A 20,950-nucleotide genomic window follows, 5' to 3' on the forward strand; every position below is an offset into this window, starting at 1 on the left:
ACACCCGGGCGTCCGCGTCGGCCCCGCTGATCCGGCTCGACGGCGTCCACGTGCGGCACAAGGCCCGCAGCGGCGGGGTCTTCCGCCGCGACTCCGTGTACGCGCTGACCGACGCCTCGCTCGAAGTGCGGCGGGGCGAGATCACCGGCCTGGTCGGCGAGTCCGGCTGCGGCAAGTCGACGCTGGCCCGCGTCGTCACCGGCCTGCAGCGGCCCACCGAGGGGCAGGTCGGTTTCCGCGGCACCGACCTGTGGTCCCTCTCGGACGCCGAGCGGCGTACGGGCTTCGGCCCGGCGGTGGGAGTCGTGTTCCAGGACCCGTCGACGGCGCTCAACCCGCGCCTGCCCGTCCGCAGCATCCTGCGCGACCCGCTCGACGTGCACCGCCGCGGCACACCCGACGAGCGCGAGGCGCGGGTGCGTGAACTCCTCGACCTCGTCGGCCTGCCCGGGCACACCCTGGACGCGCTGCCCGGCCGCCTCTCCGGCGGCCAGCGCCAGCGCGTCGCCATCGCCCGCGCACTGGCCCTGGAGCCGGAACTGATCGTCGCGGACGAGCCGACCAGCGCGCTGGACGTCTCGGTGCGCGCGCAGATCCTGAACCTCCTCACGGACCTGCGCGAACGCCTGGGTCTCGGCATGGTGTTCATCTCGCACGACGTGCAGACGGTGCGCCATCTCGCCGACCGGATCGCGGTGCTGTACCTCGGCCGGGTCGTCGAGGAGGGGCCGGCCGCCGCGGTCGCGGGCGCACCCCGGCACCCGTACACACAGGCGCTGCTCTCGGCGACGCCGAGTCTGCTGGAACGGCCGGAGCGGATCGTGCTGCAGGGCCCGATCCCGTCGGCGACGAACCCGCCGTCGGGCTGCCCCTTCCGCACGCGCTGCTGGAAGGCGGACGAGGCGTGCGCGGAGGTGTTCCCGGCACAGTCGACAGCCTCGACGGGCGACCGGCGCTGGCACTGCGTCCACCCGCAGGAGGCCGGATAGAGGGATCAGGGGCGGTCGGGGACCGGCAGCCCCTTCGGCTCCTTGATCCGCTTCATGATGATCTGCGAGTTGACCTCCGTGACGCCGTCGAGGGCCGTCAGCCGCTCGATCCACAGGCGCTCGTACTCGGCGAGGTCCGCGACCGCGATCCGCAGCAGACAGCCCGGACTGCCGAAGAGCCGGTACGCCTCGATGACGTCCGGGATGTCCTGGAGTGCGCGCTCGAACGCCTCCACGGACTCCCGGTCGCGGCGCACCTCGATGGAGACGAGCACCTCGAAGCCGCGGCCGACCGCCTCGGGGTCGATGATCGCGCGGTACCCCTGGATGACGCCGTCCTGCTCCAGCTGACGCACGCGCCGCATGCAGGGCGACGGGCTCAGGCCCACCCGCTGGGCGAGCTCCTGATTGCTGAGCCGCCCGTCCGCCTGGAGCTCGCGCAAGATATTCAAATCAATCCGGTCCATCGAGCAATTATTCATCATGCTACGCGCGCAGAGGCGGCAACTTCGCAATCCAATTGCGCGACGTTCGATTTACCCTTGCGAGATACCCCTCCTGTCACGCGCCCGTGACCCCGCGACCCGTGAGGCAGCCGCCATGGACACCAAGCACATCACCCTCATCAGCACCGGCGGCACCATCGCCAGCCGCTGGCAGGGCACCGGATACGCCGCCGACGCGGGCGGCGACACCGTCCTGGCCAGCGCCGCCGTGCCCGACGGGGTCGAGGTACGGGTGATCGACCTGTTCAACGTGAACAGCTCGCGGATGACCACCGAGCGCCAGCTCACGCTGCTGCGCACGGTGCGGGAGGTCCTCGCCGACCCCTCGGTCGACGGCATCGTCGTCACGCACGGCACGGACACCCTGGAGGAGTCCGCGTTCCTGCTCGACCTGCACCACGACGACCCGCGCCCGGTCGTCTTCACCGGCGCGCAGAAGCCGCTCGGCGCGACGGACGGCGACGGTCCGGGGAACATGTACGACGCGCTTCAGGTGGCCGCCTCCGTGCGCGACCTCGGCGTGCTCGTCGTCTTCGACGGCAAGATGCACGCCGCGCGCGGCACCGTGAAGACGCAGACCCTCGCGGCGGACGCCTTCTCCGACCCGTCGGCCGACACGCCGGTGGGCCGGCTCGGCTTCGGGCGGGTCGACGTCCGGCGCGTCCCGGAGCGGCCCGCGCCGCTGGCCGTCCCGGCCGACGGGACCCCGATACCGCGCGTCGACATCGTGATGCACCACAGTGACGCCGACCCGGCGCTGTTCGAAGCGGCGATCGCGGCGGGAGCGCGCGGGATCGTCCTGGTGGCGACCGGGGCGGGGAACGCGACGCCGGAGTTCGTCGACGCGGTGGACTCCGCCGTGCGGGCGGGTGTGCTCGTCGCCGTCTCCACCCGGGTGCCGGCCGGGCCTCTGGCCGAGATCTACACCGGGGGCGGGGCCGTGGACCTGGTGGCGGCCGGGGCGGTGCTCTCCGGGGTGCTGCGGGCCGGGCAGACCCGGGTGGCCGTCCTCTCGGCGCTGCTCTCCGAGGGTTCGGCGGATGTCCGGGTGAAGCTCGTGCGAGAGCTGCTCGGCGTGTCCGAGGGGGCCGTGGCCCAGGCGGCGTGACGCCGTAGCTCCGCCGGCTTCTTCGCCGGGTGCGGCTTGCGTCGTGGCTGGTCGCGCCCCGCGGCGGAGCCGCTTGCCGACACAGCCCCGCGCCCCTGAAGGCATGCGCTGCGCGCAGCCTTCATCGGGGAGATGCCACCCGAAGGGTGTGCATCTCAGGGGCGCGGGGAACTGCGCGGCCCGCCCCCACCGGGCCGCGGCGTGTCACGCAGCGGCAGCGCCACGGCGGGGGTCAGATCTCGACCGACTCCGTGTTGGGGGCGAGGCTGTCCATGAAGGAGCTGACCGAGAAGACCGCGCGGCCGGCGCCGGCCGGACCGTATCCGGGCGGGGACGAGAGGCCGAACTCGTCCATCGTGGAGCGGTACGCGTCGAGCAGCCGGATGTGGTACTCGAGCGGCGCCCCCGCCGGGTTCGCCTTGCCGAGCGGGGTCGTCGGCTCGGGGCACCAGGTCGTGAAGCGCGGGGTGATGCCCTGCGACATGAAGAAGCGCAGGCCCTCGGTCGTGGAGGCGATGGCCTCGTCGACCGTCTTGAAGCCGAAGGGCTCGGCCATCTCCACACCGGCGACGAAGTTGGGGATCACGTTGCGCGCGCCGAAGATGTCGGCCGAGTCGAGGATCCGCTTGTGCCACTCGTCGCGGCCGACGTACCGCTCCTTGCCCGGGCAGTACATCTTGAACAGGTACTCGTCCCACACCTCGTAGTTGGGGTGGTAGATCTGGATGCCGTAGTCCTTGAAGCGCTGGACGTCGTCCTTCGGCAGCGCCTGGGCGACGACCTTGCCGATCCAGCGGCCCGGGAAGTGCTCCTCGATGGCCTTGGCGTACCGCCCGTAGAAGTCCGCTTCGTCGAGCCCCTGCACCTTGGACGTGATGGCGCCGCCGGTGAGGGTGTAGGCGGTGGAGGACTTCGCCGTGTCGTACTGGTCGATGATCGAGAGCGCCTCGAGGACCTCGTCGACGTCCTTCACGCCCGTGTAGGGGCGGCCCGCCGCCTTGTGCTGGCGCCAGTTGTGGTTGATGTCGCAGTACTGGCACTCCTCCTTGGCGCCGAAGTACTGGCAGACGCGGAAGGCGGTCAGGTAGATCAGGTAGCCCCACTGGATGGTGGGGGCCACCTCCATGACCGACTTCCCGTTCGAGAGCTTGTGGCGGTAGTACTCCGGCATCGGAGGGACGCCCACGTCCGCGATGCGCTTGCCGTCGAGGTAGAGGCCGAGCAGGCCGTCCTCGCCCGCAGCGACGCGGTACGGGGAGGCCGGGTTCACGCGGACCGAGACGACCGTGCGGCGCAGGTCGTAGGGGCCGCCGGTGAGGACGATCTCCTCCGGCGGGCGGCGCAGGGCGGCCTCGCCGAGCTCCGGGAGCGTGCCGTGGTCGAACGAGAAGATGAAGTACGACTTGGGCTTGACCTCGCCGCCCTCGTTGTCGCTGAGCGCCGACGGGTCGAACGCGACGCCGCCCCGGAGCAGGTCCTCCTTGAAGACCGCCTCCTTCGGAACGTGCGGGAAGCGCTCCATCAGGTCCTCGACCAGTGCCGTGCGGCTCTCCGCCTTGTCGGCCATCCCGTCCATCCCTGCACCCACTCCTCGTTCGCTGCCGGGCCGTGCTTCGACCTCTCACGGTATGCCCCCGGTTGTCCCTCAGCCCTGGCGGGTCCCCGCTCGGGCCGTGATGTGGGCCGGTGCGGTGATGCCCACGGGGAGCGCCGGATCCGCCGTGGGGGCGCCCCAGCGGGAGTTCAGGGGCAGCACTCCGGCCCACAGGCCGAGCGCGGCGTCGGGCGAGTCGGCGTCGTCCGGGGGGCCGTCGCTGATCTTGACGGAGGCCTCGTCCAGGGGAAGGGCGAGGAGGGTGGTCGCGGCGAGTTCCTTGCGGCTGGGGCGACGGGCGTAGTCCCACTGGCCCGGGGCCGTGTGCTCGGTGAGGATGCGCAGGCCCTCGGTCTTCTCGGCGTCGTCGGTGACCTGGCGCGGGGTGCCGTAGATCATCGCGCAGCGGTAGTTGACGCTGTGCTCGAAGACGGAGCGGGCCAGGACGAGGGCGTCGACGTGGGTGACGGTGACGCATATCGTCGCGTCCGGGTCGGCGGCGAGGCTGCGGCTGGCGACGGAGCCGTGGAAGTACAGGTGCTCGTCGTCGCGTCCGTAGACGGTCGGTACGACCATGGGGACGCCGTCGACCACGACGCCGAGGTGGCAGACGAAACCGGCGTCGAGGACGGCCTCGAGCTCCGAGCGCTCGAAGCGGGCCTTCTCCTTCATGCGGCGCAGGCGGGTGCGGTCGGTCGGGGCCAGGGTGCGGTTCCGGGCGTCGCCCGGGGTGTCGCTGTCGGTGCGTGGCGGTTCTGTGTGGGTCATGCGGCGGAACAGTACCGGGCGCCTCCGGCGGTTGATCATCGGGCCTGGGTGGGGAGTTGGGGCTGGTGGGGGGCATGTCCGGGTGCGTGACTCCGTCGGCCTCGGCTACGGCGTCGCCGCCGTAGGGGCCGAACACCATCGCCGGCCGCCGCGCCGTCGTGGCTGGTCGCGCAGTTCCCCGCGCCCCTTGTGGGGCGCGTCCGCAGCGGTGCCGACGAGGTGCCGGGCTATGCCTGCGCGGCCTCGTGGCCGGCGCGGCGGCCGAAGAAGGTGCCGTCGCCCAGCGAGGCCCCGCTGGCGTAGCCGCCCGTGGCGATGCCTGTCGTGGCGCGGCCGGCGGCGTAGAGGCCGGGGACGGGGGCGCCGTCGACGTGGAGGACCCGCCCCTCGGTGTCGGTCGTCAGGCCGCCGAGGGCGAAGCCCGCCGTACGGGGGCCGAGGTCGACCGCGCCGAGGGGGCCCTTCAGGGGGCGCAGCCAGGCCGCCGCCTTGTGGTGGACGGGGTCGCGGCCCTGTTCGGCGTGGCGGTTGTAGAGGTCGAGGGTCGATTCCAGGGCGCCTTCGGGCAGGCCCATGGCGGCGGCCAGCTCCGTGGGGGTCTCGGCGACGACCGTGGGGGCCGTGCGCAACTGCTCGGCGGCGCGGGTCGCGGCGTCGGCCTCCTCGAAGCCGGTCTCGTCGAGGACGAGCCAGCACCCGTTGCCCTGGTTCAGGAGAGCGGCCTGCCCGATGCGGCCGGCGTAGGTGTCCTCGTTGATGAAGCGCTGCCCGTGGGCGTTCACGACGATGCCCCGGACCAGGTGCTGCGGGTCCACGCCGACGGCGACCTCGCAGGCGTCGAGATGGCTGACCTGCGCGCCGAGCGCCTGGCCGAGCCGGATGGAGATGCCGTCGTGCTCCTCGACGGCGGCGCCGGGCCGCCCGCTGAGCCGGGGCGTGTGCGCGCCGACCATGGCCGCGTCGTAGGTGAAGGAGCCGGTGGTGAGGACGACGCCGCGCCGGGCGCGGACGTGGAGGGTGCGGCCGAAGGAGCGGGCCCGCACCCCGCACACCCGGCCGTCGGCGGCGACGACGAGTCCGTCGACGCGGGTGTCGTAGCGGGCGGTGACGCCGAGCCGGGACGCGGTGCGCACGAGGGGTTCCATGAGGAGCCGGCCCCGGCCCTGCTCGCCGTTCGGGGCGCCGGTGAGCGGCCCTTCGCAGGGCAGGTGCCCGCGCGGCGCCGGGTCGGCGATCTCCGGGAACGGGTGGGCGTTCTCACCACCCGAGTACATGAGCCCCTCGTCGCCGTACGCCTCCCAGGCCGGCTCTCCGAAGAACGCCGGGCGGAAGGCCACCGCGCAGGTGCCGGTGAGCCAGTCGTAGTGCTCGGGGCTGCCCTCGCTGTAGAGGCCGATCTTGTGCGGGTCGCCGCCGGGGCCGAGCGCGGCGGTGAGGAACGCGGCCATGTTCGCGGGGGTGTCCTCGTAGCCGCAGGCCTGTTGGAGCGCGGTGCCGCCGCCGAGGTAGATGAACCCGCCGGACAGCGCGGCGGCCCCGCCCCAGCCGCCGGCGCGTTCGAGGACGAGGACCTCGGCGCCCTCCTGCGCGGCGGCGACCGCGGCCGCCGCGCCCGCGACGCCGTATCCGGCGATCACCACATCCGCGTCGGCGTCCCACTCCGGAACCGTGTTCTCGTCGATCGGCCGCATCCGTACGCTCCTGAAGCTGAGGCTGCTCGTGGACGTGCTGGAGGCTAGGGGCCGCGGCGGGTCGGACGCGGCCGGCGCTCCCGGTCAGCGGGATCGCGGGGTCGCCGTCCGGGGCGTACGTACCGAAGTCCCGGCCCTCGGAGGGCGGACGGGTCCCGCCGCGCAGCGCCCAGGGGCGGTTGACATGATGGGCGGGTGAACTTCCGCTCGATCTACTCCCAAGGTTTCGCCCGCGTCGCCGCCTGCACGGGGCACGCCGCGATCGCCGACCCGCTCGCCAACGCCGAGGCGGTCCTGCGCCAGGCGGGGCAGTGCGCGCGGGACGGCGTCGCGGTCGCCGTCTTCCCCGAGCTGGGCCTGACGGGCTACTCGATCGAGGACCTGCTGCTGCAGGACCCGGTCCTGGACGACGTCGAGGCGGCGCTCGCCGAGGTCGTGGCGGGCTCCGCGGACCTGATGACGGTGCTCGCGGTGGGCGCCCCGCTGCGCCACCGGCACCGGATCTACAACTGCGCGGTCCTGATCCACCGCGGCCGGGTCCTCGGCGTGGTCCCGAAGTCGTACCCGCCGAACTACCGGGAGTTCTACGAGCGCCGCCAGATCGCGGGCGGCGACGACGAGCGCGGCGGCACGATCCGGGTCGGCGGCGCGGAGGTGCCGTTCGGCACGGATCTGCTGTTCGCGGCCGAGGACGTGCCGGGGCTCGTGCTGCACGCCGAGGTGTGCGAGGACATGTGGGTGCCGGTGCCGCCGAGCGCCGAGGCCGCGCTCGCCGGGGCGACGGTGCTGCTGAACCTGTCGGGCAGTCCGATCACGGTGGGCCGCGCCGAGGACCGCGGGCTGCTGTGCCGCTCGGCGTCGGCGCGCTGCCTGGCCGCGTACGTGTACTCGGCGGCGGGCCTCGGGGAGTCGACCACGGACCTGTCGTGGGACGGCCAGACGATGGTCTACGAGAACGGCGCGCTGCTCGCCGAGACGGAACGCTTCGCGCAGGGCGACCAGTTCGCGGTGGCGGACGTCGACCTGGACCTGCTGATGCAGGAGCGGCGCCGGATGGGCACGTTCGACGACAACCGCCGTACGCACGCGGCCCGCACCGGCGACTTCCGCCGGGTCGGCTTCGAACTGGCGGCGCCCGCGACGGACTTCGGTCTGCGCCGCCGCGTCGAGCGCTTCCCGTTCGTGCCGGCGGACGCCGAGCGGCTCGCGCAGGACTGCTACGAGGCGTACAACATCCAGGTGTCGGGGCTGGTGCAGCGGCTCGGCGCGATCGGGAACCCGAAGGTCGTCATCGGGGTCTCGGGCGGTCTGGACTCGACGCACGCGCTGATCGTGGCGGCCCGTGCGATGGACCGCGCGGGGCGCCCGCGCACCGACATCCTCGCGTACACGATGCCGGGCTTCGCGACGAGCGACCACACGAAGTCGAACGCGCACCGGCTGATGGAGTCCCTCGGGGTCACCTCGGCCGAGCTGGACATCTCCGACACGGCGCGGCTGATGCTGAAGGAGATGGGCCACCCCTTCTCCGCGGGCGAGCCGGTCTACGACGTCACGTTCGAGAACGTGCAGGCGGGTCTGCGCACCGACTACCTGTTCCGGCTCGCGAACCAGCGCGGCGGCATCGTGCTCGGCACCGGTGACCTGTCCGAGCTGGCGCTCGGCTGGTGCACGTACGGCGTCGGCGACCAGATGAGCCACTACAACGTGAACTCGGGTGTGCCGAAGACGCTGATCCAGCATCTGATCCGGTGGGTGGTCAGCAGCGGGCAGTTCGGCGACGAGGCCGGCAAGACGCTCACGGCGATCCTGGACACGGAGATCAGCCCCGAGCTGGTGCCGGGCGAGGAGCTGCAGTCCACGGAGTCGAAGATCGGCCCGTACGCGCTGCACGACTTCACGCTGTTCCACGTGCTGCGGTACGGGTTCCGGCCGACGAAGATCGCGTTCCTGGCGTGGCACGCGTGGCGGGACCAGGCGGCGGGCGCGTGGCCGCCCGGCTTCCCGGAGAAGGACCACAAGGAATACGACCTCGCGGAGATCCGGCACTGGCTGGAGTACTTCTGCAAGCGCTTCTTCCAGTTCGCCCAGTTCAAGCGGTCCGCGATGCCGAACGGGCCGAAGGTGTCGGCGGGCGGTTCGCTGTCCCCGCGCGGCGACTGGCGGGCCCCGTCGGACGGGAACGCGCGGGCGTGGCTGCGGGATCTGGAGCGCTGGTCACCGGCCGAGGTCGAGGCCCAGGGGGCACCGGCCGAGCGGTGACCGGTCGGCGGATGACACCGTGACCGGTCGGGCAGCGACGCTGTGACCGGTCAGGCGGTGACCTGGAAGGTGCGGCGGTAGGCCTGCGGAGTGACGCCGATCGCCGCGTGCAGGTGCCGGCGCAGCGAGGCGCCGGTCGCGAAGCCGACCTCGGCGGCGATCCGGTCCACGGGCAGCTCGCTGGCCTCCAGGAGGTGGCGGGCCCGCTGCACCCGCTGCTGGATCAGCCAGCGTCCCGGACTGGTGCCGGTCTCCTCCTGGAAGCGGCGGGCGAAGGTGCGCGGGCTCATCCGGGCGTGCGCGGCGAGCTCACGCAGGGCGAGCGGCCGGTCGAGGCGTTCCAGGGCCCAGGCGCGGGTGGCGGCGGTGCCGGCGTCCGGCTCGGGCGGCACGGGACGCTCGATGTACTGGACCTGGCCTCCCTCGCGCCAGGGCGGCACCACACAGCGCCGGGCGACCTGGTTGGCGACGGTGCTGCCGTGGTCGGCGCGGACGATGTGCAGGCACACGTCGAGTCCGGACGCGGCGCCCGCCGAGGTGAGCAGGTCACCGTCGTCGACGAACAGCACGTCGGGGTCGAGCGGCACCTGCGGGAACATGCGCCGGAACACGTCCGTGAGCGCCCAGTGCGTGGTCGCGGGCCGGCCGTCGAGGAGCCCGGCGGCGGCGAGCGCGAAGGCACCGGTGCAGATGGACACGATGCGGGTGCCGGGCCGGATCCGGCGCAGCGCCTCCAGGACCGGCGCGGGCGGCGCGGCGGTGATCCGGCTCAGGTCGTAGGGCGGGACGACGACGGTGTCGGCGTGGTCGAGCGCCTCGGGGCCGTGCTGCACGGTGATCGTGAAGTCGGCGTTGGTGGCGACCGTGCGGTCGTCCGTCGCCGCACAGGTGATCACCTCGTACGCCCCGTCGACCTCGGGGAAGACCCGGTTGGGGATGCCCAGCTCGAAGGGGTAGACGCCGTCGAGCGCGAGAACGGCGATCCGGTGCGGCGGAGCGGTCCTGAGGACGGTGTCGATGACGGCCATGGCACGATCGTATCGCTTGATGACCATCTTGCCATTGCCCGCGCGGCGGCGCCTCGCGCACGCTTGGTCCATGACCGAGAACAAGACGATGCGCGCCGTCCGCCAGGAGACCCTCGGGGGTCCCGAAGTCCTTCAGACGACCGACCTGCCCCGGCCGGTGCCGGGCGTCGGGCAGATCCTCGTCGCCGTGCACGCGGCCGGGGTGAACCCGACGGACTGGAAGCACCGCAGGTTCGGAGCGTTCCTCGGCGAGCCGCCGTTCGTGCTCGGATGGGACGTGTCGGGGGTCGTCGAGGCGGTCGGCATCGGCGTCTCCCTGTACGCGCCCGGCGACGAGGTGTACGGGATGCTGCCGTACCCGTACGGGGCGGGCTCGCACGCCGAGTACGTGACCGGGCCGACCCGCGCCTTCGTGCCGAAGCCGGCCGGCCTCGGCCACGTCGAGGCGGCGGCGCTGCCGCTCGTGTCGCTGACGGCCTGGCAGGCACTGGTCGACAACGCGGACGTGCGGCCCGGGCAGCGGGTCCTGGTCCACGCGGCGGCGGGCGGCGTCGGGCACGTCGCGGTGCAGATCGCGAAGGCGCGCGGCGCGTACGTGATCGGCACGGCGAGCGCCGCCAAGCACGACTTCGTACGGGGGCTCGGCGCGGACGAGGTGATCGACTACCGCACCGCGGACTACGTGAAGGAGGTGCGGGACGTGGACGTCGTGCTCGACACGCTGGGCGGCGAGGACCGGCTGCGCTCGCTGGAGGTGCTGCGGCCGGGCGGCGTCCTGGTGTCGATCCTGCCGGGCGGTATGGACGAAGTGACGCGCCGGGCCGAGGAGTTGGGGGTGCGCGCCGTGGACATGCTGGTCGAGCACGACCAGGCGGGTATGTCGGCGGTGGCGGCTCTGGTGGAGTCGGGGCGGCTCCGGGTGCACGTGTCGGGCACGTATCCCCTGGCCGATGCGGCGCAGGCGCACGCCGAGGGGGAGACGGGGCGGGTGACGGGGAAGTTGGTGCTCAGCGTGCGGCCGTAGGTGTCGCTTCCGGGCGCGGGTGCGTGGGGCCGGCCGCGCGGTTCCCCGTACAACGAGCAAGGGCGCGGCGGAACTTCGACGGGCCCGCTACCGTGTGCCGATGACTGATGCCACACCGTCCCGCACCGACGCCGAGGCATGGCAGAAGGTGCGGGAGCGGATAGACACCACGCGCCCCCACCCGGCCCGCGTCTACGACGCCCTCGTCGGCGGCAAGAACCACTACGCGGTCGACCGGGCGGCGGCGACCAAGGCCCTGGGTCACAACCCGCGCGGCTACCTCGACGTACGGCACAACCGGGACTTCATGCGGCGCGCGGTGCTGCACCTGACGCGGGATCACGGACTGCGCCAGTTCCTCGACATCGGCACCGGCCTGCCGACCAGGCCGAACGTGCACGAGATCGCCCAGGGCGTCGAACCGGCGTCCCGGGTGGTCTACGTGGACCACGACCCGGTGGTGCTCGCGCACGCGCGGGCCCTGCTGTCCGGCGGGCCCGAGGGCCGGACCGCCTATCTCGATGCGGACCTGCGCGAACCGGCCGCGATCCTGAAGGGCGCCCGCGACACCCTGGACCTGGACCGGCCCGTGGCGCTGGGGCTGGCGGCGGTGCTGCACTTCGTGCCCGAGCCCGAGGCGTCCAGGATCATGGCCGAGCTCGCGGCGGCCCTGCCGTCGGGCAGCGCGGTGTTCCTCAGTCACCTGACGGCCGACCTCAACCCGGACACGATCCTGCCGGGTCTGAAGGCGACGGGCCTGCCCTTCACGCTGCGTACACGCGGCGAGGTGCTGCGCTTCCTCACGGACAACGGCCTGGAGCCCCTCGACCCGGGCGTCGTCCCCGTGCACCACTGGCGCCCGGACGGCACCTGGCGGCACACCGAGCTGGAGGAGACGGAGGCGTCCGCACTCGACCCGCTGGAGCGGGCCGCCCGGCGCGGCATCGGCGATGTCCGGGACGAGGACATCAACATCTACGGAGTCGTGGCGCTCAAGCCGTGAGAGCCGCCTCCGTCGTGGCGATGAGCGCCTCGACGGCGGTGTCGTAGATCGTCTTCTGGCCGACGGCGGCGAGCGCGTCGCGGTGGGCCCGGGTCACGGGGTGGTCCCCCTCGGGGGCGCGCGCGTAGACCCGGGTCCAGGCCGTGGCGTCCTTCTCCTGCGCGTCGGGATCGAGGGTGGCGAGGGCCGCCGCGTGCGCGCACAGGCCGAGGCACGTGTCGACGAACGTGCGGTAGAGCAGCACCGCGCGGTCCGGTGCGGCGCCGGAGCGGGCGAACGCGGTCAGCAGCAGCTCCACCGTCAGCTGCTCGGCGGGGCCGCCGGTGGTGCGGGCGAAGGTCAGTACGGTGATCGCCGGGTGGGCGGTCTGGACCCGCCAGGTGACCTCGGCGAACCGGCGCAGCGTGTCCTGCCAGGCCTCGTCGTCGGGCACCTCGCCGAGCTCCGCGCGCGACATCTCGATGGTGCGCTCGCAGCAGGCGAGCAGCAGTTCGTCCTTGTCGCGGTAGAGGCGGTACAGGGCCGCGACGTCGACCTCGAGCTCCTGGGCGAGCTTGCGCATCGTCAGGCCGGCCACGCCCTCGCGCGCGGCGAGCCGGAACGCGGCGTCCACGGCGGCCTCCCTGCGCAGGGTCCTGCGCTCACGCCGGCCGGTGTCCTGCTTCGCCATGTCTCGGTCTCTCCTCGGGTCTTCGACCGCCGACCCTAGCGCCCCGGCGGCACACCCACCGGCCTCGGCGTTCTCGGCGGCAAAAGTGTCAACACCGTTGACAACAGTGTTGCGCATCGGGTTCGGTGTGCCCTCATGAGCCGCCATCTGCGCCTGGCACTGGTCCAGGCAGCCGCCCAGTCCCTGGAGGACTTCGCCGCGGGCCTGCGCCTGCGCATGAAGTCCCCGAACGCCGCCGATCTCGTCGTCTACCCCGAGGCGCACCTGTACTCGCTGGGCCTGGACTCGATGTCCGAGGAGGAGATCCGCGCGGCGTACGCCGAGCCGCTGGACGGTCCGCGCGGCCGGTTCCTCGCCGGGCTCGCCCGGGAGCTGGGGATCTGGCTGGTGCCGGGGACCGTGCTCGAACAGGCCGAGGACGGCCGGGTGTTCAACACGGCCGTCGTGTACGACCCCGACGGTGAGCTCGTCGCGAGCTACCGGAAGATCTTCACCTGGCGCCCCTACGAACCCGTCGACGTGGGCCGCGAGTTCGTGGTCTTCGACATGCCCGGGTACGGCCGGGTCGGCCTGTCGGTCTGCTACGACAGCTGGTACCCGGAGGTCACCCGGCATCTGGCCTGGATGGGCGCCGAGCTGGTCGTCAACGTCGTCCAGACCCCGACGACGGGCCGCGCCCAGGAGGTCCCGCTCAACGTCGCGAACGCGATCGTGAACCAGGTCTGGGTCGCCAGCGTGAACGGCGCGAGCCCGACCGCGCACGGCCGCAGCCTGCTCGTGGACCCCGAGGGACACGTCCGGGCCGAGACCGTCGGCATGGACGAGGCGACCCTGGTGAGCGTCGTCGACTTCGACCGCGTCGCGGCGGCCCGAAAGTTCGGCACGTCCGGCGACTCCTGGCCCTGGGACCACTTCGCCGAGGGCGACACCCCCCTGGAACTTCCGCTCTACAACGGCCGGATCGACCCAGCGACCTGGCGCCCGGCGATCTCCCCCGAGACCCCGGCGGACCTGCGCCCGGCCGGCCCCCTCGTGCACCGGCGCCCTGCCTCGGAGCGGACCACCTCGGAGAGGACGGCGTCATGAGCGGCGGAAAGCCGGTGGAGCTGACCGGGCGGCTCTCGCTCGCGTCGGTCGTGACGTTCGGGCTCGCCTACATGGCGCCCAGCCTCGTCATGGTGATCTTCGGGGTGATCGCGGCGGAGAGCGCGGGCACAGCCCCGACCGCGTTCGCCGTGGCGACCTGCGCGATGTTCCTCACCGCGCTCAGCTACGCCAAGATGGCGCGCCACCACCCCGCTTCGGGCTCGGCGTACGCGTACGCGCGCACGCTGCTCGGCGCCCCGGCGGGCTTCCTCGTCGGCTGGGCGGTGCTGCTCGACTACCTGTTCCTGCCGATGGTCGCCTGGCTGGTGCAGTCGGTGTTCCTCCACGCCCAGTTCCCGGCGGTGCCGGTGTGGGTGTGGATGCTGCTGAACGCCGGGCTGACGACCCTGGTCAACATCATCGGGCTCGCCCTCACCGACCGGGTCAACAAGGTCCTCACCGCCCTCGCCGTGTTCCTCGTCCTGCTGTTCGTCGCGTACTGCCTGGTCCACCTCGGGCACCACGCCCCGGCCTCCTACACGGCGCCCGTCTGGAACGCGGACACGAGCCTGGGCGGGGTGTCGGTCGCAGCGGCCGTCGCCGCGTACTCCTACCTGGGCTTCGACGCCGTGACGACCCTGTCCGAGGAGACCCGGGACGCCTCCCGCACCATCCCGCGCGCCGTCGTCCTGGTCGTCGCGATCGGCGGGCTCCTGTTCGCCGGGGTGGCGTACGTGATGCAACTGGTGCACCCGGGCGGGGTGTTCGACGACCCGGAGATCGCCGCGTACACGATGTCCGTCGAGGTGGGCGGGCAGACCTTCGCGGACTGGACGAACATGGCCGGGATCGTCGGCGGATTCGCGTCCGGGCTCGCGGTGCAGCTCAGCTCCAGCCGGCTGCTGTTCATCATGGGCCGGGACGGGGTGCTGCCGCGCCGGGTCTTCGGCGTCCTGAACCCGCGTACCGGGACGCCCGTCCTGTGCCTGCTGCTCACCGGCGCGGTCTGTCTGGTGGGCCTGGACATCTCGGTGGCGACGGCCACGTCGTTCATCAACTTCGGCGCCTTCCTCGGCTTCACCGTCGTCAACGTGTGCGTGATCGTCCACTTCGTCCGGCACCGGAGGGCGGCGGCGGGCGGTGCACAGGTCCCCGGGATTCTCGACCTCCTCGGGTACGTGATCGCGCCGGCGCTCGGCGCCTGCGTCACCGTGTACCTCATGACGCAGCTGAGCGGGGTCGCCCTGACGATCGGCGGCTGCTGGCTGGCCCTCGGCGTCGGCTGGCTGCTGTGGCTGACGCGCGGCTTCCGGCGGCCCACCCCCGAGATGGGCCTCGCGGACCGCCCGGCGGCGCCGGCGGCCGCGGAGCTATCGTCGGAGGCATGATCCGGAACACCGCGTTCACCGAGGCGCTCGCCGCCGCGCCGCTCGTCCTCGACGGCGGGATGTCGAACCAGCTGGAGGCGGCCGGGCACGACCTGAGCGACGAGCTCTGGTCCGCCCGGCTGCTGGCCGAGGACCCGGCGGCGATCGTCGCCGCGCACCGGGCGTACTACGCGGCGGGCGCGGACGTCGCAATCACCGCGAGCTACCAGGCCACCTTCGAGGGGTTCGCCCGGCACGGGGTCGGGCGGGAGCGGGCCGGCGAACTCATCGCGTCCAGCGTGCGGCTGGCCCGGGAGGCGGCCGGCGCGGAGCCCGGGAACGGGGGGCGGCCGCGGTTCGTGGCCGCGTCCGTCGGGCCGTACGGGGCGATGCTGGCCGACGGGTCCGAGTACCGGGGGCGCTACGGGTTGAGCGTCGGCGAACTGGAGGCGTTCCACCGGCCGCGGCTCGAGGTCCTCGTGGAGGCGGGGCCGGACGTGCTGGCGCTGGAGACGGTGCCGGACGCGGACGAGGCGGCGGCGTTGCTGCGGATCGTGCGCGGGGCGGGAGTACCGGTCTGGCTGTCGTACAGCGTCGCCGAGGGGCGGACGCGGGCGGGGCAGCCGCTGGAGGAGGCGTTCGCGCTCGCCGCGGACGTCGACGAGGTCGTGGCCGTCGGGGTCAACTGCTGTGCGCCCGAGGACGCGGACGAGGCGGTACGGGTCGCTGCGCGGGTCACCGGGAAGCCCGTCGTGGTGTACCCGAACAGTGGGGAGCGGTGGGACGCGGTGGCCCGGCGCTGGCGCGGGGAGTCGACGTTCGGGGCGGAACGGGTGGGCGGCTGGTGTGCGGCGGGGGCCCGCTTGATCGGGGGTTGCTGCCGGGTGGGCCCGGACGGCGTCTCCGCCATCGCCGAGACGCTGACGTCACGCTGAACGTGACGCGGCTGTGCCCGGGCCGCTAGGAGTCGACTCGGGCCGCCCAGGTCACCGCCGCCGCCAGATGCGTGCGGAAGGCCGGGTCCTCATAGGCGGAGGAGGCGTGGCCCAGGGAGGTGTAGAAGACGCGGCCCGCGCCCTGGGAGCGGCACCAGATCAGGGGGTGGGCGGGGCCCGTCCGGGCGCCGGAGTAGGAGGACTCGTCCGCGCGGGCCAGGACCCGGACGGCCGGATCGCGCGCGGGGTCCGCGTCGAAGTCGTACCACTCGTCCGTGCACTCCCAGACGGAGGGAAGGTGGCGCGTCGCCGGGTGGGAGCGGTCGGCGACGAGGACGCGGCCGGGCTGGTACGCCGGGTGCCCCGCGAAGCGGGCGCCCAGCAACTCCCCGAAGTACGGCCACCCGTACTCCGTACAGGCCGCCGCGTGCACTCCCACGAACCCCCCGCCCCCGTCCACGTACGCCGCCAGCCCCTCCCGCCCCGCGTCCGTCAGCACCTCACCGCTGGTGGAGAGGAAGACGACCGCCCGGGGCCGCGCCCCGAGCGCACCGGCGAACTCGTCCGGGTCCTCGGTGTGCCGGACGGCGAACCCCAGTTCGCCCAGCACCTCCACGGCCCGGGGGATCGACGCGTGCCGGTACTCCGCGGTGCGGGTGTAGACGAGGATCTCGACCATGCCGGGACCTTAGCCAGGACAGCGCACCGTGCGGGCCGCGTCCGATCCGTACAAGACCCGTGCCGCACCCCGTCCCTACCGTGGCCGCATGAGCAACGAGAACTCCGTGCGTCTGGACGCCATCGGCGTCGCCACCTCCGACCTGCCCGCCGCACTCGCCTTCTACCGCCGGCTCGGCCTGACCTTCCCCGAGGGCGCCGAGCGGCTGCCGCACGTCGAGGCCGAACTGCCGGGCGGCATCCGGCTGATGTTCGACCCCGTGGAGAGCGCGAAGGACCTCGGGCGAGGGCGCGTGGGGCTGGCCTTCCTGTGTACGGGCGGCGCGGCCGGGGTCGACGCGAAGTACGCGGAGCTGACCGGGGCCGGGCACCACGGTGAGACCGAGCCGTGGGATGCCGACTGGGGGCAGCGGTACGCGGTCGTGCACGACCCGGACGGGAATCAGGTCGATCTGTTCGCCTGGTTGTGAAACCCCGCCGGGGTGCGGCCCGTCAGTGTCTTCACGTCGCGGGTCAGATGGGCCTGGTCGGTGTAGCCGGCGCGGGCCGCCGTCTCGGCGAGGGGGACGCCCGCGCGGGCGAGCGCGAGGGCCCGTTGCAGACGCAGGACGCGGGCCAGCGTCTTGGGGCCGTAGCCGAACGCGGCGAGGGAGCGGCGGTGCAGCGCCCGCGCGCCGAGCCCCGTCTCCGCGGCCGTGCCGGCGACGGTGCGCCCCGCGTCGAGGGCCTTGACGACGTGCGCGAGCAGCGGGTCGGGCGGCCCGGCGGCGCCCGCGATCCGGGCCGCCTCGGCGGCGAGCGCCGCGCCCGGGTCGGCGGCCGCGTCGATCCGCTCGGTGATCCGGCGGGCCTCGGCGGCGGTCCACAGGTCGGCGAGGTCGACGCGCCGGTCGCGCAGTTCGTGCGCGGGGACGCCGAGATAGGCGGGCGCGGTGCCGGGGGCGAAGCGGACACCGGCGTAGCGGCGCCGCTCCCCGGGCCCCGCGGGGTGCGCCCGTGTGTCGGGTCCGGCGACGAAGAGCCGGCCCGCGCTCCAGATGAGGTCCATGCAGCCGTCGGGCAGCACGGACGCCCCCGTCTCGGCGACGGCGCCCGTGGTACGGGTCCACAGGACGGCGCCCGGCACCGGACAGGCCCGTTCCCGGTACGGCCCGCTCATCCCCGGTACTCCTGCGGGCTGACCCCGTACTCCCGCTTGAACGCGCCGGACAGGGCGAACGCGCTGCCGTAGCCGACCTGGCGGGCGATCGCGGCGATGGTCAGCCCGCTGTCGCGCAGCCGGTCGGCGGCGAGCGCGAGCCGCCACCCGGTCAGGTACGTCATCGGGGGCTCGCCCACGAGATCCGTGAAGCGGCGGGCGAGCGCCGCGCGCGACACCCCGGCCTTCTCGGCGAGCGCGGCGACTGTCCACGGGTGCGCGGGGTCGTCCTGGACGAGACGGAGCGCGGGGCCGACGACGGGGTCGCCGAGCGCCCGGTACCAGGCGGGCGCGTCGGCCTCGGGGCGGGAGAACCAGGCGCGCAGCGAGGAGATGAGCAGCAGGTCGAGGAGCCGGTCGAGGACGACGTCCTGGCCGGGTTCGTCCCGGGTGATCTCGTCGGCGACCAGCGGGGTGAGCGGGCACTGCCACACCTCGGTGGGCAGGACGAGCAGCGGCGGCAGCGCGTCGAGCAGACGCCCGCTGAGCTCGCCGCGCATCTGGTAGGTGCCGATCAGCATCTTCGCCGGGCCGTCCGGGGACTCGCCCCACTCGCGCACGCCGAGCGGCTTGTAGCGGCCGACGTGCGCGGGTCCGAGCGGACGGCACTCCTGGCCGGGGCCGATCTCGGCGCGGGGCACGGTCGCGGGGTCGTCGCAGCAGACGTACGGGTCGGGGCCGCGGGCGATCGCGATGTCGCCGGGGCGGACACGGCAGGGCGCGCCGTCACCGCCGGGCAGGATCCAGGCGTCGCCCTCCACCATGATCATCACGGTGAGGGGTGCCTCGTCGGCGATCCGTACCGACCACGGCGGCTCGAAACAGGCCCGCATCATGAAGGCCCCGCGCGCCCGTGGCCCCTCGAGAAGACCTGCGAGTACGTCCATGGCCCCGAGCGTAGACGGACGCGTATGGGCGTGAGCGGCTCGCCGATGTTTCCGTGCCCCGGACCGCAGTTGAGTAGAGGCATGACAGCGAACGAGAACGTGACGCGGACAGTACTGGTGACCGGGGCGACCGGTCGGACGGGCGGCCGGGTGGCCGAGGCGGCGCGGGCCGCCGGGCTCGAGGTGCGGGCGGCCTCGCGGTCGGGCGCGGTGCGCTTCGACTGGGCGGACCCGGCGACGTGGGACGCGGCGCTCGACGGCGCCGACGGGGCGTATCTGGCGTACCCGTCGGACATCGGGGCGCCGGACGCCGCGCCCGCCGTGGGGGCGCTGGCGCGGCGGGCGGTGGAGCTCGGGGTGACGCGGCTGGTGCTCCTCTCGGCGCGCGGCGAGGACCAGGCGCGGCCGGCGGAGGAGGCCTTCCTCGCGGCGGGCGGGCGGGCGACGGTGCTGCGCTGCGCGTGGTTCCACCAGAACTTCAGCGAGGGCCCGCTCGCCGAGCAGGTCGGCGGCCCCGAGCTGGTGTTCGCGGCGCCGCCGGAACTGCGCGAGCCGTTCCTCGACGTACGGGACATCGCGGACGTGGCGGTGGCGGTGCTGCGGGACCCGGCGGGGCGGTGGGCGGGCCGGGCGCTGGATCTGACCGGGCCCGAGCTGCTGACCTGGGGCGAGGCGCTGGCGGCGGTCGCGGCGGCGACGGACACGGAGAAGGCCTACGTGGGTGTGCCGGCGGCGGCGTACGGGGACGCGCTGCGCGGGTTCGGGGTGCCGGAGGAGGAGGTGGGGTTCCTGGTGGAGCTGTTCGAGACGCTGCTCGACGGGCGCAACGCGGCGCTGAGCGGCGACGTGGAGCGGGTCCTCGGGCGGGCTCCACGCCGCTTCTCGGAGTTCGCGGCGCGGGCGGCGTCCGCCGGCGCGTGGAAGCGCGCCTGAGCCGGACCGCCCCTAGTCCGTGTCGTGGTCGCGCGGGGTGTCGTGGTTCTGGGAGGTGTCCTCGGGCTGCGGATGTTCGCGCCGCGTGTGGGTGCGCAGGCGGGACGTCACGTCCTCCGGGGGCAGGAACTTGGACCAGCGCTCGGGGAACTCCGAGGGCATGTCGGGGTCGTCGGGGTCGTGCTCGTCGTTGCGGTGCGCGGCCCAGGCGATGAACTCGGCGGCGACGGCCTCGCGGTGAAGCTCGTTCGCCTCACGGGCGGCGGCCGTCGCGACGGACGGCCAGACGCGGTCGATCGCCGCGTTGACCGCGGCGCCGACGAGCACCGCGAACGCCGAGACGCCGATCCACAGCAGGACGGCGACGGGCGCGGCGAGGGAGCCGTAGATCGTGGGGCCCTCGATGGTGTTGGTGAGGTAGAGGCGGAGCAGGAAGCTGCCGGGGATCCACATCGCGAGGGCCACGAGGGCGCCGGGCACGTCCTCGATCCAGGGCGAGCGCACGGGGACGGACACGTGGTAGAGCGTCGTCAGGAAGGAGACGGACAGCACCAGGACGACCGGCCAGTACAGGACCTGCACGACCGTCTCGGACCAGGGCACCAGCGCGATCACCGCGTCCGGGCCCGCGATCATCAGCGGCAGCGCGATCGAGCCGACGACGATGCCCACGAGGAAGAGCAGGAAGGCGAGCAGCCGGGTCTTCACGATGCCGCGCACGCCGTCGAGCCCGTACATCACGGTGACGGTGTCGACGAAGGTGGAGACGGCCCGGGAGCCCGACCACAGGGAGATGAGGAAGCCGATGGAGATGACGTCGGGGCGGCCGCCCTTGATGACGTCGTCGAGAATCGGTTCTGCGATCTCCTTGACGCCCTCGTCGGTCAGGACGGTGCGGGACGCCTCCAGGATGTTGTCGCGGACGCCGGCGATGGTGTCGGCGCCGGTCCAGGTGTCGACGTAGGCGAGCAGGCCGACGAGCGAGAGCAGCAGGGGCGGCACCGACAGCAGGGTGAAGAACGCCGCCTCGGCCGCGAGGCCCAGGATGCGGTACTCCATGCACGAGTTGACGGTGTCCTTGAGCAGCAGCCAGGCGGTCCTCCGCTTCGACACGTTCCGGTAGAGAGCTCGGGCCCGGTGGAGACGGCCGGACGGCCGCTGGGGCGATTCACTTGCTGGCTGCACGCCCTAACGTTATCCGGCGCGCGGCAGTCCCCGGCCCC

The 20,950-nt window shown here is 73.4% G+C and carries 20 protein-coding genes; 10 read left to right on the top strand and 10 right to left on the bottom strand.

Features of this window, described 5'->3' with window-relative positions; all coding sequences use genetic code 11:
• Window positions 1-26 precede the first annotated feature (26 nt).
• Window positions 27-989 carry an oligopeptide/dipeptide ABC transporter ATP-binding protein gene (locus tag ACIBTU_RS31760; RefSeq protein WP_399130214.1) on the top strand — a complete coding sequence of 321 codons (963 nt, stop codon included), beginning with the start codon at window positions 27-29 and terminating at the stop codon, window positions 987-989.
• Window positions 990-994: 5 nt separating this feature from the next.
• Here the strand turns inward: ACIBTU_RS31760 and ACIBTU_RS31765 are convergent, their stop codons facing one another.
• A complete protein-coding gene (locus ACIBTU_RS31765) occupies window positions 995-1,456 on the bottom strand; it encodes an Lrp/AsnC family transcriptional regulator (protein WP_399130105.1) in 462 nt (153 codons plus the stop codon).
• A 133-nt stretch (window positions 1,457-1,589) separates the two neighbouring features.
• On the opposite strand from ACIBTU_RS31765, the gene ACIBTU_RS31770 reads away from it, so the two are divergent.
• Window positions 1,590-2,603, top strand: a complete 1,014-nt coding sequence (locus ACIBTU_RS31770) for an asparaginase (protein ID WP_399130106.1) — start codon at window positions 1,590-1,592, stop codon at window positions 2,601-2,603.
• Between the two features lie 232 nt (window positions 2,604-2,835).
• Here the strand turns inward: ACIBTU_RS31770 and ACIBTU_RS31775 are convergent, their stop codons facing one another.
• From ACIBTU_RS31775 to ACIBTU_RS31785, 3 genes are all read right to left on the bottom strand, one after another.
• Window positions 2,836-4,170, bottom strand: coding sequence for a radical SAM protein (locus ACIBTU_RS31775; RefSeq protein WP_399130215.1), 1,335 nt, complete (start codon window positions 4,168-4,170; stop codon window positions 2,836-2,838).
• 78 nt (window positions 4,171-4,248) lie between these two features.
• A complete protein-coding gene (locus ACIBTU_RS31780; RefSeq protein WP_399130107.1) occupies window positions 4,249-4,965 on the bottom strand; it encodes a pyridoxamine 5'-phosphate oxidase family protein in 717 nt (238 codons plus the stop codon).
• A gap of 227 nt (window positions 4,966-5,192) precedes the next feature.
• A complete protein-coding gene (locus tag ACIBTU_RS31785) occupies window positions 5,193-6,656 on the bottom strand; it encodes an FAD-dependent oxidoreductase (protein WP_399130108.1) in 1,464 nt (487 codons plus the stop codon).
• 195 nt (window positions 6,657-6,851) lie between these two features.
• On the opposite strand from ACIBTU_RS31785, the gene ACIBTU_RS31790 reads away from it, so the two are divergent.
• Window positions 6,852-8,918, top strand: coding sequence for an NAD(+) synthase (locus ACIBTU_RS31790; RefSeq protein WP_399130109.1), 2,067 nt, complete (start codon window positions 6,852-6,854; stop codon window positions 8,916-8,918).
• A gap of 50 nt (window positions 8,919-8,968) precedes the next feature.
• Here the strand turns inward: ACIBTU_RS31790 and ACIBTU_RS31795 are convergent, their stop codons facing one another.
• Window positions 8,969-9,946: a GlxA family transcriptional regulator gene (locus ACIBTU_RS31795; RefSeq protein ID WP_399130110.1), complete on the bottom strand. Its 978-nt coding sequence runs from the start codon at window positions 9,944-9,946 to the stop codon at window positions 8,969-8,971.
• Window positions 9,947-10,016: 70 nt separating this feature from the next.
• Here ACIBTU_RS31795 and ACIBTU_RS31800 point away from each other — a divergent pair, with 70 nt between their 5' ends.
• Window positions 10,017-10,970, top strand: coding sequence for an NADP-dependent oxidoreductase (locus ACIBTU_RS31800; protein ID WP_399130111.1), 954 nt, complete (start codon window positions 10,017-10,019; stop codon window positions 10,968-10,970).
• Between the two features lie 100 nt (window positions 10,971-11,070).
• Window positions 11,071-11,973, top strand: a complete 903-nt coding sequence (locus ACIBTU_RS31805; RefSeq protein ID WP_399130112.1) for an SAM-dependent methyltransferase — start codon at window positions 11,071-11,073, stop codon at window positions 11,971-11,973.
• Here the strand turns inward: ACIBTU_RS31805 and ACIBTU_RS31810 are convergent.
• Window positions 11,963-12,643 (bottom strand): TetR/AcrR family transcriptional regulator, encoded by a 681-nt coding sequence (locus ACIBTU_RS31810; RefSeq protein WP_399130113.1) that lies wholly within the window; start codon window positions 12,641-12,643, stop codon window positions 11,963-11,965. The genes ACIBTU_RS31805 and ACIBTU_RS31810 overlap by 11 nt on opposite strands.
• 135 nt (window positions 12,644-12,778) lie before the next feature.
• On the opposite strand from ACIBTU_RS31810, the gene ACIBTU_RS31815 reads away from it, so the two are divergent.
• Genes ACIBTU_RS31815 through mmuM form a run of 3 tightly spaced genes read left to right on the top strand, consistent with a single transcriptional unit; the run spans window position 12,779 to window position 16,031 of the window.
• Window positions 12,779-13,729 carry a carbon-nitrogen hydrolase family protein gene (locus ACIBTU_RS31815; RefSeq protein WP_399130114.1) on the top strand — a complete coding sequence of 317 codons (951 nt, stop codon included), beginning with the start codon at window positions 12,779-12,781 and terminating at the stop codon, window positions 13,727-13,729.
• Complete coding sequence (locus tag ACIBTU_RS31820) at window positions 13,726-15,117, top strand: APC family permease (RefSeq protein ID WP_399130115.1); 1,392 nt, start codon at window positions 13,726-13,728, stop codon at window positions 15,115-15,117. Before ACIBTU_RS31815 ends, ACIBTU_RS31820 begins: the two co-directional genes overlap by 4 nt.
• Complete coding sequence (gene mmuM / locus ACIBTU_RS31825; RefSeq protein WP_399130116.1) at window positions 15,114-16,031, top strand: homocysteine S-methyltransferase; 918 nt, start codon at window positions 15,114-15,116, stop codon at window positions 16,029-16,031. Before ACIBTU_RS31820 ends, mmuM begins: the two co-directional genes overlap by 4 nt.
• Before the next feature lie 25 nt (window positions 16,032-16,056).
• Here the strand turns inward: mmuM and ACIBTU_RS31830 are convergent, their stop codons facing one another.
• Window positions 16,057-16,710, bottom strand: coding sequence for a ThuA domain-containing protein (locus ACIBTU_RS31830; protein WP_399130117.1), 654 nt, complete (start codon window positions 16,708-16,710; stop codon window positions 16,057-16,059).
• Between the two features lie 88 nt (window positions 16,711-16,798).
• On the opposite strand from ACIBTU_RS31830, the gene ACIBTU_RS31835 reads away from it, so the two are divergent.
• Window positions 16,799-17,179: a VOC family protein gene (locus ACIBTU_RS31835; protein WP_399130118.1), complete on the top strand. Its 381-nt coding sequence runs from the start codon at window positions 16,799-16,801 to the stop codon at window positions 17,177-17,179.
• Here ACIBTU_RS31835 and ACIBTU_RS31840 read toward each other — a convergent pair.
• Together ACIBTU_RS31840 and ACIBTU_RS31845 are read right to left on the bottom strand one after the other, a co-directional pair.
• Window positions 17,152-17,868 carry a helix-turn-helix domain-containing protein gene (locus tag ACIBTU_RS31840; RefSeq protein ID WP_399130119.1) on the bottom strand — a complete coding sequence of 239 codons (717 nt, stop codon included), beginning with the start codon at window positions 17,866-17,868 and terminating at the stop codon, window positions 17,152-17,154. The two genes, ACIBTU_RS31835 and ACIBTU_RS31840, sit on opposite strands and share 28 nt — an antisense overlap.
• On the bottom strand, window positions 17,865-18,794 hold the full coding sequence (locus ACIBTU_RS31845) for an AraC family transcriptional regulator (RefSeq protein WP_399130120.1): 930 nt from the start codon (window positions 18,792-18,794) through the stop codon (window positions 17,865-17,867). The genes ACIBTU_RS31840 and ACIBTU_RS31845 overlap by 4 nt, the downstream gene beginning before the upstream one ends.
• An 81-nt stretch (window positions 18,795-18,875) precedes the next feature.
• Between ACIBTU_RS31845 and ACIBTU_RS31850 the strand changes: the two genes are divergently transcribed.
• Window positions 18,876-19,727 (top strand): SDR family oxidoreductase, encoded by an 852-nt coding sequence (locus tag ACIBTU_RS31850; protein ID WP_399130121.1) that lies wholly within the window; start codon window positions 18,876-18,878, stop codon window positions 19,725-19,727.
• A 12-nt stretch (window positions 19,728-19,739) separates the two neighbouring features.
• Here the strand turns inward: ACIBTU_RS31850 and ACIBTU_RS31855 are convergent, their stop codons facing one another.
• On the bottom strand, window positions 19,740-20,912 hold the full coding sequence (locus ACIBTU_RS31855; RefSeq protein WP_399130122.1) for a YihY/virulence factor BrkB family protein: 1,173 nt from the start codon (window positions 20,910-20,912) through the stop codon (window positions 19,740-19,742).
• Between the last annotated feature and the right edge of the window lie 38 nt (window positions 20,913-20,950).

It is taken from the genome of Streptomyces sp. NPDC050145, assembly GCF_044460245.1.
In the GTDB taxonomy this organism is placed as follows: Bacteria; Actinomycetota; Actinomycetes; order Streptomycetales; family Streptomycetaceae; genus Streptomyces.

Excerpts from the sequence above, each read along its gene's own strand:
- ACIBTU_RS31765 (WP_399130105.1), bottom strand. The coding sequence starts at position 1,456 with ATGGACCGGATTGATTTGAATATCTTGCGCGAGCTCCAGGCGGACGGG.
- ACIBTU_RS31835 (WP_399130118.1), top strand. The coding sequence starts at position 16,799 with ATGAGCAACGAGAACTCCGTGCGTCTGGACGCCATCGGCGTCGCCACC.
- ACIBTU_RS31780 (WP_399130107.1), bottom strand. The coding sequence starts at position 4,965 with ATGACCCACACAGAACCGCCACGCACCGACAGCGACACCCCGGGCGAC.
- ACIBTU_RS31815 (WP_399130114.1), top strand. The coding sequence starts at position 12,779 with ATGAGCCGCCATCTGCGCCTGGCACTGGTCCAGGCAGCCGCCCAGTCC.
- ACIBTU_RS31830 (WP_399130117.1), bottom strand. The coding sequence starts at position 16,710 with ATGGTCGAGATCCTCGTCTACACCCGCACCGCGGAGTACCGGCACGCG.
- ACIBTU_RS31840 (WP_399130119.1), bottom strand. The coding sequence starts at position 17,868 with ATGAGCGGGCCGTACCGGGAACGGGCCTGTCCGGTGCCGGGCGCCGTC.
- ACIBTU_RS31810 (WP_399130113.1), bottom strand. The coding sequence starts at position 12,643 with ATGGCGAAGCAGGACACCGGCCGGCGTGAGCGCAGGACCCTGCGCAGG.
- ACIBTU_RS31800 (WP_399130111.1), top strand. The coding sequence starts at position 10,017 with ATGACCGAGAACAAGACGATGCGCGCCGTCCGCCAGGAGACCCTCGGG.
- ACIBTU_RS31850 (WP_399130121.1), top strand. The coding sequence starts at position 18,876 with ATGACAGCGAACGAGAACGTGACGCGGACAGTACTGGTGACCGGGGCG.
- ACIBTU_RS31770 (WP_399130106.1), top strand. The coding sequence starts at position 1,590 with ATGGACACCAAGCACATCACCCTCATCAGCACCGGCGGCACCATCGCC.
- mmuM (WP_399130116.1), top strand. The coding sequence starts at position 15,114 with ATGATCCGGAACACCGCGTTCACCGAGGCGCTCGCCGCCGCGCCGCTC.
- ACIBTU_RS31785 (WP_399130108.1), bottom strand. The coding sequence starts at position 6,656 with ATGCGGCCGATCGACGAGAACACGGTTCCGGAGTGGGACGCCGACGCG.
- ACIBTU_RS31775 (WP_399130215.1), bottom strand. The coding sequence starts at position 4,170 with ATGGCCGACAAGGCGGAGAGCCGCACGGCACTGGTCGAGGACCTGATG.
- ACIBTU_RS31820 (WP_399130115.1), top strand. The coding sequence starts at position 13,726 with ATGAGCGGCGGAAAGCCGGTGGAGCTGACCGGGCGGCTCTCGCTCGCG.
- ACIBTU_RS31795 (WP_399130110.1), bottom strand. The coding sequence starts at position 9,946 with ATGGCCGTCATCGACACCGTCCTCAGGACCGCTCCGCCGCACCGGATC.
- ACIBTU_RS31805 (WP_399130112.1), top strand. The coding sequence starts at position 11,071 with ATGACTGATGCCACACCGTCCCGCACCGACGCCGAGGCATGGCAGAAG.
- ACIBTU_RS31845 (WP_399130120.1), bottom strand. The coding sequence starts at position 18,794 with ATGGACGTACTCGCAGGTCTTCTCGAGGGGCCACGGGCGCGCGGGGCC.